The sequence below is a fragment of the Pseudobutyrivibrio sp. 49 genome, from assembly GCF_900100545.1.
Taxonomy (GTDB): Bacteria; Bacillota; Clostridia; order Lachnospirales; family Lachnospiraceae; genus Pseudobutyrivibrio.
The window spans coordinates 151,418-162,336 of sequence record NZ_FNDP01000001.1 but is presented as its reverse complement, the minus strand read 5'-3'; the positions used below and the strand labels follow the sequence as shown (position 1 = coordinate 162,336).

The 10,919-nt window shown below is 40.0% G+C and carries 6 protein-coding genes and 1 pseudogene; 1 reads left to right on the top strand and 6 read right to left on the bottom strand.

The annotated features are described in order from the left end of the window. Window positions 1-2,567, bottom strand: a pseudogene (locus BLP54_RS16190) (hypothetical protein); the annotation flags it as partial. Window positions 2,568-2,795: 228 nt separating this feature from the next. After that, window positions 2,796-4,157 (bottom strand): NADP-specific glutamate dehydrogenase, encoded by a 1,362-nt coding sequence (gene gdhA / locus BLP54_RS00685; RefSeq protein WP_090165772.1) that lies wholly within the window; start codon window positions 4,155-4,157, stop codon window positions 2,796-2,798. A gap of 200 nt (window positions 4,158-4,357) precedes the next feature. Between gdhA and BLP54_RS00675 the strand changes: the two genes are divergently transcribed. Next, entirely contained in the window at window positions 4,358-6,205 is a 1,848-nt protein-coding gene (locus BLP54_RS00675) for a flagellinolysin (protein WP_176754426.1), read from the top strand. 14 nt (window positions 6,206-6,219) lie between these two features. On the opposite strand, the gene BLP54_RS00670 is transcribed toward BLP54_RS00675, so the two are convergent. The 4 genes from BLP54_RS00670 to BLP54_RS00655 are packed head-to-tail and all read right to left on the bottom strand — an operon-like array spanning window position 6,220 to window position 10,811. Further along, a complete protein-coding gene (locus BLP54_RS00670) occupies window positions 6,220-7,605 on the bottom strand; it encodes a DUF4340 domain-containing protein (protein ID WP_090165770.1) in 1,386 nt (461 codons plus the stop codon). A gap of 10 nt (window positions 7,606-7,615) precedes the next feature. After that, the gene (locus BLP54_RS00665) at window positions 7,616-9,088 is read right to left on the bottom strand and encodes a GldG family protein (RefSeq protein ID WP_090165768.1); all 1,473 of its coding nucleotides are present in this window, start codon (window positions 9,086-9,088) and stop codon (window positions 7,616-7,618) included. Further along, entirely contained in the window at window positions 9,088-9,795 is a 708-nt protein-coding gene (locus BLP54_RS00660) for an ABC transporter permease (protein ID WP_090165766.1), read from the bottom strand. Before BLP54_RS00660 ends, BLP54_RS00665 begins: the two co-directional genes overlap by 1 nt. After that, the gene (locus BLP54_RS00655; RefSeq protein WP_090165764.1) at window positions 9,795-10,811 is read right to left on the bottom strand and encodes an ABC transporter ATP-binding protein; all 1,017 of its coding nucleotides are present in this window, start codon (window positions 10,809-10,811) and stop codon (window positions 9,795-9,797) included. Before BLP54_RS00655 ends, BLP54_RS00660 begins: the two co-directional genes overlap by 1 nt. Window positions 10,812-10,919 lie beyond the last annotated feature (108 nt).

Here is a 10,919-nt window from a genome sequence, read left to right as displayed (position 1 = left end):
CTCATGCTCTCTGACATACTTACTGATGTAGATGCACTAACTGACTCTGATGTACTCTGGCTTTCACTATTACTCATTGAAGTACTTGCTGACTCACTTGAGCTTGTTGATGTACTCTCAGATGCTGATGTACTTGCTGATTCTGAAGCACTCTGGCTTGCGCTATCGCTCATTGAAGTGCTTATGCTTGCTGATGCACTTGCACTTGTTGATGCACTCTCAGAAGCAGATGTGCTTGCTGACTCTGATGTACTCTGACTTTCACTATTACTCATTGAAGTACTTGCACTAGCTGACTCGCTCATGCTTGTCGATGCACTATCTGAAGCTGATGTGCTTGCTGACTCTGTTGCACTTGTTGATGCAGATTCACTTGCACTTGTTGAAGCAGACTCTGACATGCTCTGGCTTGCACTATTACTTGCACTTGTTGAAGCACTCTCACTTGCTGACAAACTCTCTGATAAAGAAGCTGCACTGCTAGCTGACTCAGATGCACTCTGGCTCATTGATGCGCTTGCGCTTGCAGATGCACTTGCTGAGAAGCTTGTAGACTCTGATCTTGATGAAGATGCAGATTCTGAAGCTACTGCACTATCTGAAAGGGACATGCTTCTAGACTGAGATGCACTCTCAGACATTCTTGAGCTCTCAGAAATAGACTCACTTCTCTGGGCTGCCTCACTCTGTGATACTGCCTCGCTTGCACTAACTGACTCTGACCAGGCTGCAGACTGTGATGCAATTGCACTAACTGATTCAGATAAAGAAGTTACTTCACTTCTTGCTTCATGGTAATCATCCTTACCCTTATTAAATGCATCCTCTCCAAAGTATGTGTAACCCTTTACATCGAAGTTTCCATCTCTGGCCTCACCGTTGTAATTAAAGTAAATATCTGAACCCTCATGCTCCTTGGCTACGAAGCTGAGCTTATAGTTTACAGTAGAAGTAGATGAATATGTGGCTGCCTTTAATGTAATATGCTGTGCCTCATAGGTCTCTCCAACTCCATCTAAATATGCAACCAGATGGTAAGTTCCATCAGGATTTTTTGATATGTTGGATGACTCATAATAATAAGTCTTTCCACCAATGGAAATGGCAGTATATCTTTCCATTTCCCAGCCCCATTTATTCTGCTTGCACACCGCTTTTTCTTTTGTTACAAGGCTGACAATATTTCCCTCTGTGTCAGTCAACTCACTGTAAGTACCTGTTCCATTCCAGTGATTGACTACTGTACCAAGATTATCATTTCTATTATTTCTAAAAATACCGTCAAAGGTATTGTTCCAGTCATTATCCTTTGTAGAGAAATAAGCTAAATTCTTGTAAACAGTACCATTGCATGTGTAATAATCATGATCACATCCAACATTTACAAGTGTGCCCTTTGTCTCCTCTGTAGGCCATGAAAGAGTAAATGTATTGTCATCATTTAAATCAACCTTAACAACATCCTGAAGCTGGTATCCATTTACATAATATCTGCATACTGTCTGAGCTGTTCCATCAGCAGCATAATTTGTCTCATACTTCCATGTAAGAACATTTCCTGCACCATCTGTATACTGAGTTGTCTTCTTAACAACCATGATTCCAGAAACGATATTTGCATTATCATTCTGACCCCATCCAGTTGTAAGTCCAGGAACCAAAGCATCACCATTCTGATCAACTGTTACATAATCAAAATATGCGTACTTTGTCTCACCAGCTGCATCAATATAAGTAACCTTTACACTGTTGGTATTGTAATTGCTGCTATCCCAGTCACTGTAAAGGATTTCTCCAACATAACCCTCCTGATAGAAGGAATACTGAATAAGAAGATTTGCCAGCTTATCACCATAACCGTAATAGTTATTAGACGCTGGTGTATGATTAAGTCGCTCTCCGTGAGCAATGGCATCAGCCTGTGCTGCCTTCAGCTCCGCCTGCGCCTCCTCAATCTGCTTTATAAGATTCTCAAGATAATCGTCCTGAAGACCTGCCTCTGAGAATGATGTAGATGCTGACTCAAATACTTCCTCAGCCTCAGACATAGCTGTAGAAAGACTTGCGCTCTCTGAAGCCAGTCTCTCTGAATCTGATACTGATGTACTTGCTAAGCTCTCATTCTCTGAAGTGAGGGATTCTAATGCCGAGGTAGAAGTAGATGAAATAGTAGATTCCTCTTCTGATAATGAGGTTCTTGCAACCTCTGACTGTGATGCCAATTCAGATGTCTCTGTAGCAGCTGAGTCACTTGCCGACTGACTCTCTGCTGTGATAGTGGAATCGATTTCCTCTGTCTGCTTTTCAGTTTCTTCCTTAGCCTGCTCCTCAACAGATTCCTGAGCTCTCTCCTCCTGTACACTCTGTACTGTGGACTCAATAACCTGCTGCTGTTGTTGCTGAGTAACTTCTATAGTAATCACACCCTGCGCACTTGCAGCTGCCTGTTCTTCGCCAAGCTCTGCAGCGTATGCTAAATTTGCATCACCAAGTACAGATGCTCCACCAACTGTAGCACCCGTTATCGCAACTCCCTTTAATAAACTTTCTACTTTCTTTCTCGACATTATAAATACCTCAAAAAATCTAAAACATAACTTATTTATAACCCTAAATCCGCCATGTTATTGTAACACAGAATTTTCAAATTTAAAGAGCAAATGTAACATTTTATTGCCAAATTTTAGAATTTCTTGCCAAAAGTTTATTTTTCAAGCTACTATTCACCGTTTTTGAGACAAAAAAAATCTCCAGAACAATAACTGTTCTGGAGATATAATATCAAGATTATGTGATTAATATGCGATGCCCTGAGCGATCATAGCATCTGCAACCTTCTCGAAGCCTGCGATGTTAGCGCCTGCAACATAATTGCCTTCCATACCATACTTCTTAGCAGCATCATCACATGCGTGGAAGATACCTTCCATGATGCCCTTAAGCTTAGAATCAACTTCCTCGAATGACCAGTGAAGTCTCTCAGAGTTCTGTGACATCTCAAGAGCTGATGTAGCAACACCACCTGCGTTTGCAGCCTTAGCTGGTCCAAAGAGAACGCCAGCCTTCTGGAATGCAGCAACAGCCTCTGGAGTTGAAGGCATGTTAGCACCCTCTGATACAGCAAGAACGCCGTTATCAATAAGCATCTTAGCATCATTCTCATCAAGCTCGTTCTGTGTAGCACATGGAAGAGCGATGTCTACCTTGTACTGCCATACACCGTGCTCACCGTTCTTCTTCTCATGATACTCAGCTGATGGTCTAGCTGCAGCATACTCAGAAAGACGAGCTCTCTTAACTTCCTTAACTTCCTTAAGAAGATCAACATCGATTCCCTCTGGATCATAAATCCAACCTGTAGAATCAGAACATGTAACTGGCTTAGCGCCAAGCTGATATGCCTTCTGGATAGCATAGATAGCTACATTACCAGCACCTGAAACAGCTACTGTCTTGCCCTCGAATGATGTGTTCTTTGCAGACTTAAGCATCTCCTGTGTGAAGTAGCATACGCCGTATCCTGTAGCCTCTGTACGAGCAAGTGATCCGCCGTGAGAAAGTCCCTTACCTGTAAGAACACCTGTGAACTCGTTACGAAGTCTCTTGTACTGGCCATACATATAACCAATCTCACGTCCACCTACACCGATATCACCAGCTGGAACGTCTGTATCAGCACCGATGTGCTTTGCAAGCTCTGTCATGAATGCCTGACAGAATCTCATGATTTCCATATCTGACTTACCCTTAGGATCGAAATCAGAACCACCCTTACCACCACCGATAGGAAGTGTTGTAAGTGAGTTCTTGAAGATCTGCTCGAAACCTAAGAACTTGATAACTGAAAGATTTACTGAAGGGTGAAGTCTAAGGCCTCCCTTGTAAGGTCCAATTGCTGAATTGAACTGTACTCTGTATCCACGGTTTACCTGAACCTTGCCCTTGTCGTCAACCCAAGATACTCTAAACTGAATAATACGCTCTGGCTCAACGATACGCTCGATAACACCAAGCTCCTCAAGCTTTGGATTAGCAGCAACAACTGGCTCTAAAGACTCAAGAACCTCTCCTACTGCCTGTAAGAATTCCTTCTGCTCTGCGTTTCTTGACTCAAGTCCGTCGTAAACGCCCTGTAAATAACTACTCTTAAAATTCATTTGTTATTCTCTCCTTCCAAAAATAAGTTCAGGTGCGCCAGAGACCTCTTCCGGCACAATCTAGAAAAGATTGTACATCTTTTAGCACTTTAAAGCAATAAATTTTTAAATATGAAATACAATTTTTTCCTCTAATAATATACATTTTGTTACCGAAATAATAAATAGTTACGTATTATATTTTTTCACGAGGAGAAAATATGGTCATCCAACACAATCTAGGCGCAAGTAACGCCAGCAGAATGTACAATCTTACAGATTCTTCACTTTCAACTGAAAGTGAAAAGCTTTCAAGCGGTTTTAAGATTAACCGCTCTGCTGATGATGCTGCTGGTCTTTCTATTTCTGAAAAAATGCGTCGCCAGATTCGTGGTCTTACACAATCTTCTTCTAACGGTGGAGATGGTATTTCTCTTGCACAGATTGCAGACGGTGCTCTTACAGAGGTTCATGACATGCTCCAGCGAGCAAATGAGCTTGCTGTTCAGGCGGCAAATGGAACTTTCTCTGAAAGTGACAGAAAAAACGTAAATGCAGAAATCGAAAAGCTTAAAGAAGAAATTAATTCCATTACAAGCAGAACCAAATTCAATGAAATTCAGATTTTTGATAAGAACGGAACCACTCCAAAAATTAGAAAAATAAATGGTTCTGCCTCTCAGAAATCTGCTGTAAACACTCTTGCAGGGAAAATAGCTCAAGAATACTACCCAAATGCTATAGCACAGATACTTGATAATATTCCTTCAATGGGTAACAAGCTTCGTGATCTGGCTTCAGTCAATAAGTCTGCCTACAATACAGAGCTAAGTATCAGATATATAGATGGACCAAGTAATAAGCTGGCTTATATGCAGGCAGCCTTTACTATTCCAGCCCAAAACTTTGCCAGTGGATCATTATCCATGCATGTTGACGAGGCTGATTTTCCATCACTTGACCTTACCAAAAGTCAGGTGCAAACTTTGGAATCAACAATTGCCCATGAAGTTATGCACGGTGTGATGGATATTCTTTATCCTGAAAGAATGTACAGAAGAGATGGTTCTGATACTGACTTTCCAAATTGGTTTGTAGAGGGAGCTGCTCAATTAACAGGTGGCGGTTACACCACTGGATGGAACAGCACCTTAACCTATCTTACAAAATCTTTATCTAGCGCCAATGATTCCTCTCAGGATGGAGAAATCGCTGCATATTTACAGACCGATACCGTTGATAATCGTGAATATGGTCACGGTTATCTTGCCGCAGCCTATACCTGCTATCTCGCTGCAGACGGAGATGATGTCTCCAAGGAAAATCTACTTAATGGTGCAGATAAAATCTTCCAGGCATTTTTAGATGATTCAGACTCAAGTTTCGATAGTATCATGAACAATGTTACTGGAATATCTGTAGATACTCTAAAGAACGATATCAACAGTGGAAACACCACTTCCTCAAAGGGCGGAAAAATGAGCTCTGTTGAGTTTGTTCGACAGTTAACCTATCTGTCAGGTGATGGCGCAGGTTCCATTACTTCATTTTCTCTAAATACTGGTGGCTCTAATATATTGGGCACCTCAGCCAAAAAATCTGACCAGCCGATGGAAATTGTTAATGTATCAGACGAATACTATCAGCTTAGAGCCGCTGCATCAACCTATATAAATATTAATCTGCACCTGGGTACTGATGCAGATATGTCCAATAAGGAGGAAATCACTCTTTATAATATGAGTTGTGATGCACTTACAATCTCCAAGACAAATGTACTTACTGAAGATGACGCCACCTCTGCCATCGATGAGTTTGGTACAGCTATTCTAATAGTAAGTGGCGTTAGAAGTTATTTTGGTGCAATCCAAAATCGTATAGAACATACAATAAGAAATCTTGATAATGTCGTAGAAAATACTACCGCTGCTGAATCTCGTATCAGAGATACGGATATGGCCTCTGAGATGGTAAAACTATCTAAGGATAAAATTTTAGCCCAGGCAGGAGAAACAATCCTTGCCCAGGCTAATAGTAGTGCTGAGGGTGTTATGACTCTATTAAGTTAATTACAGGGTAAGGGCTACTGGTCCTTGCCCTTATTTAATATTGCACTGGTAATCTCCTCTCTCAAAGTAGACATTGAAGATCTGTCGCAAAGTCCAACAATTTTTCCATCCACTGCTACAACACAGGAATCACCATCATATTGATACATGACTACATTTACCAGTGTTGCGTCATCATCATCCAAGGTAATAGCAAATGCCAGCTCCTCTGTTCCCTTTTTATAATCTTCTCCTACTTCTGAAAGAGTAAGTCCGTCTATCTTACTTGTAGCTGCAACGAATTCTATCTTGTCGTCACCGATAGAGTATTTATTTCCATCACCGCTGTGATCTACCTCAATAATACTGGTCTCACCATCTATCTTTGCAGATATCTGAGCCACCTTAGTCCAGTCTATAGAAACTATCTCATCAGGTCTTAAATCTTCGTAATTTGCTTTTAGAACATCTTCATATTCATCAGCAGTTATCGTATATACGATAGTTGAACCATCGAAGCAAAGATATGCCTTATCCTTACCATCCTTATGACTAAAATACATGGTCTGATTAACAGACATTACTGAAGCATCCTCATCTTCATCATCTGCAGGAACCTCTCCAGTAAGTGCTACTGTCAGGGTCGGATTATCAAGACCATATTTTGCCATATCATCTTCAGTAGCTTTATAGGTCTCGTAATTACTTAAATCAAGATGAGTCAAAGTGCTTAAGTATCCTAAAACCTTACTTTCTGAAAGTGGCTGATGCTCATTATCACTTACATTGTAAAAATTGTAAGCGTCTGTATATGTATATTTTCCATCAGGATCATAAACCACATTTGCCTTGCTGGCACCTGTGACTCGCATAGCTGTTAACTGCGAATAACCTGCCACCTTATCTCTATCCAGATAATCTTCTATATCACCTGAAAGCTTCTCAAGCAAATCAGTATCAATTAGATAAACGCTGCCGCCATCCACGCAGATATATCTTTTTTCATCAATTGTGGAAAATGAGCCAAAAGCAATCTCTTTGGTACCATCTGCTGTTGTAAATGTAATCTTTCCCTCTGGATTAGAGATTCCATACTGACTGTAATCCTCCACGTCATCTATGATAAAGCTGGCGTGTACAGACTCAAAGGCCTTAAAAATTTCAGCTACATAAGCCTGATCAACAGGAAAATCTGTGTCCGCAGTATTCTTCCAGGTGTCATCCACCTTTTCTACCACGGCAGTATTTCCATCCTTAGTGACGGTCACCTGATTTACATCCTCTTCTGAGATATTAAATACCTCTTCATCAATAGTGTTTATTTTATCTACATGCTGAGCTATAGCCTTTTCTGCCACGATGGCAACCACGGCCACCACCAGCACAAGACTTAATATCAGCAATGTCTTTTTTCGCTTCATTATGTCCCTCCTACTCAAGGCTTACTTTTCTTCTGCGAACCACTTCATCAATACCATAAAGCAGATATCCAAGAGGAATCAGTCCAATCATGATTATCTTAATCATTCTGGCAGCTGATGCGCTGATTGTAAGATAGTTATAATCTAAAGACTTTGCTCTAATCTGGAGTGATTCATTATCTGTCATCTTCCAGCTAATAGCATTCATAAAGAAGTCTGTGTTGGCACCTGAAGAATAAGAGTTATACTGATCATCCAAAAGATAATCAGAAGCAATCCATACTAAGGAGCCTTCACTTGAGTTCTCTGCTGATATAGCAAGTGAAAATGGGCCATCTACATCCCCCTCTTCTTTATCGTAGGTGCTAAGAGAATATCCTGCTGTTTTAGCATAGGATTCTGATGAACTGTCAAGAAGAGAAGTTACTGTATATGCTCCTGCTGTATTATTGATTGTAAGTCCCGCAGAAATTGGCATAATAACCTTACTATTTCCCTCAACCAGTGAGTTTGTAATGTCAGATGCGCCTATGGTTGGCATAAGGAAATAAGGGTATTCAAAAGCGTAATTATCTCTATTGGTATCTATTACTATTCCATCTGTCACAGAAACACCTACATACTCAAGCAGGCTCTTGAAGTTAGCCAATTCAGCATCCTGCTCTGGACCGGAAAGTACAACAATATGACCTCCATTATCCATATATGACTCTAAAATTGTAACCTCTTCCTCCGACAAATCACTTGTAGGAGAATTTATCAGGATGATTGATGCATCCTCAGGCACACTGTCCACATTTAAAAGCGAGAATTCTTTTGTCTCCACATTTGATTTTTCAAGCGCAGATTTCATAGTTGTACCCATTTCAGCTTCACCATGACCTGTGAGAACATAAGCCTGTGGGAGCTCCTCTGATACCACATAATCTATAGCTGTTGTGATTAAGCTCTCTCCATCAAAAGACTGAGAAGCAGAACCTGTTGTATAGTATGAGCTGTTATCCACCTGATACATTGACTCATAGCTTATATAACGACTCTTGTCTCCAGAAACTACAATCAAGGAATTGTTTGTAACAGTTTCATCTGTATATTCCTTCGCAAAGGTTGGGTAAGTATCTGGGTCCTTCTTCACAACCTTCAGGTTATCTGACAGGGAATCATATACATTAAGCAGCTTCTCAATGACTGTAGATTCCTGACCTGCCTGACATATCCAGTAGATAGTCACGTCATCTTCTATATTACTTACAACAGCCTTACTTGAAGATGTCAGGGAATAGAGTCTGGCTGCTGATATATCAAACTGTGTAAACTTTGAAGGCAAAGATGATACAAACACATTTATCGCAATTACGATACCAAGAACAAGGATCGTTATTGCCTTACTGTAACTACCAATCTTAAACCTTTTTGTATTTAAGGATTCCTTTGTTCTCTCCTGAAAAGCTTTTATGTCAATATTAGGTTTCTGAAGTTTCATTATCCGTTGTACCTCCTCTTCTCAAGTGACTGCACACATAAGAACAGGAAAAAGGCAATGATACTTATGTAATAAACAATCGCTGTCAAATCGAAAATTCCATTGTAAAACAAGGAAAATCTCTGAAATAAAGATATCTTTGCAATAATGTTTTGAATTGTTTCATTTGGAATAGCATTGGCAATCTGAACACAAAAATAATTAAGGAGCATTATTACCACACAGATTCCTGCAGCCATTCCCTGGGACTCAGTAAGGGATGAAATGTACATTCCTATACTTATAAGAGCCAGTCCCAAAAATACAAAAGCAAATATTGAACCATAGCTGGTTGGCAGATAAACCTCTCCATACATGGAGAAAATCAATGGATAAAGGCATATTACAAGCATTGGAATAATAAATACCACAAGTAACGCCAAAAACTTTCCAACTACAATTTCACTTGTTCTGATTGGCAAGGAATAAAGTAGCTGATCTGTTCTCTGTCTCTTCTCATCTGCAATTATTCTCATGGTAAGAATTGGAACAATGATAATAAACACCATCTGAATAAAGCTAAGCACATATTCAAAATTAGCCACTGATGCATTGATGTTATAAATCAATGCTCCTATACCTGTAAATGCTAAAAGAAAAGCTCCGAATACATAGCCCGACAAACTATGATAATAAAGTGATAACTCATGTTTCAATACTGCTAACATTATCTCGCCTCCTGTTCTGGAATTACTTTTTCTTCAGCAGGCTCGATTGCTTTTGGGCCTCCATATGCTTCTTCCTCATTTTCTGCTGAGGTAAGTTCGATAAAGATATCCTCCAATGTGGTCTTGATAGGATTAAGCTTAACCAAAGGAATCCCCTTACCTGCAAAGGCTACAAACAGCTCCTTGCAAATCTCAAAAGAATCACTACTGCTTGTGGTTAACTTGAAGCTGTTATATCCATCTACCTGCTCCTTTTGCTCAAAACAGGTTATAGTTGTATTTCTTTCAAGTAATTCTATAGTCTCTAGTGGATCTCCACCAGATAAAATCTCTATCTGATTTCCCTGTAGTCTGGTCTTACCAAGGTTTTCGATATTATCAAAGGCAACAAGCTTTCCTTTATAGATGATAAGAACCTTCTCACAAATAGCCTGAATCTCAGAAAGAATATGGGAGCTTAAAATAACAGTATGCTTCTTTCCAAGCTCAGCTATTAAATCTCGTATTTCAATAATCTGCATAGGGTCTAAGCCTACAGTAGGCTCATCTAAGATGATTACAGAAGGATTTCCGATTAAAGCCTGAGATATTCCCACCCTCTGTCGGTATCCCTTTGACAGATGCTTAATCAGTCGATTCTGCATCTCTGTGATGTGAGTCTCCTCAATTACCCTGTCTATTTCAGCTTCTATGTCGGCTTTTTTTACACCTTTTGCTTCTGCCACAAACTTTAAGTATTCCCTAGGTGTCTGATCGATATAAAGAGGTGGAATTTCTGGAAGATATCCAATTAGTCTTTTAGCCTCCCTCTCCTCTTCATATATATCGTGACCATCGATTTTAATCTCACCACTTGTAGCTGCAAGACAGCCTGTAATGATATTTAGAGTTGTAGATTTTCCGGCTCCGTTTGGGCCAAGAAAACCATAAATATGACCATCCTCAATGGTAAAAGACAAATCATCCACTGCAAGAACATCGCCATATCTTTTAGATAAATGCTCTACGGTTATCATAGCTATTACTCTCCTTTGTGTTTTTTGTCTTTCTAGACTATAAAACACAAATATTATCGTTAGCTGATTACTAAGTGACGGCTATGTGAAAATGCAATAAAAAACTCC

Excerpts from the sequence above, each read along its gene's own strand:
- BLP54_RS00665 (WP_090165768.1), bottom strand. The coding sequence starts at position 9,088 with ATGAAACTTCAGAAACCTAATATTGACATAAAAGCTTTTCAGGAGAGA.
- BLP54_RS00675 (WP_176754426.1), top strand. The coding sequence starts at position 4,358 with ATGGTCATCCAACACAATCTAGGCGCAAGTAACGCCAGCAGAATGTAC.
- BLP54_RS00660 (WP_090165766.1), bottom strand. The coding sequence starts at position 9,795 with ATGTTAGCAGTATTGAAACATGAGTTATCACTTTATTATCATAGTTTG.
- BLP54_RS00655 (WP_090165764.1), bottom strand. The coding sequence starts at position 10,811 with ATGATAACCGTAGAGCATTTATCTAAAAGATATGGCGATGTTCTTGCA.
- gdhA (WP_090165772.1), bottom strand. The coding sequence starts at position 4,157 with ATGAATTTTAAGAGTAGTTATTTACAGGGCGTTTACGACGGACTTGAG.
- BLP54_RS00670 (WP_090165770.1), bottom strand. The coding sequence starts at position 7,605 with ATGAAGCGAAAAAAGACATTGCTGATATTAAGTCTTGTGCTGGTGGTG.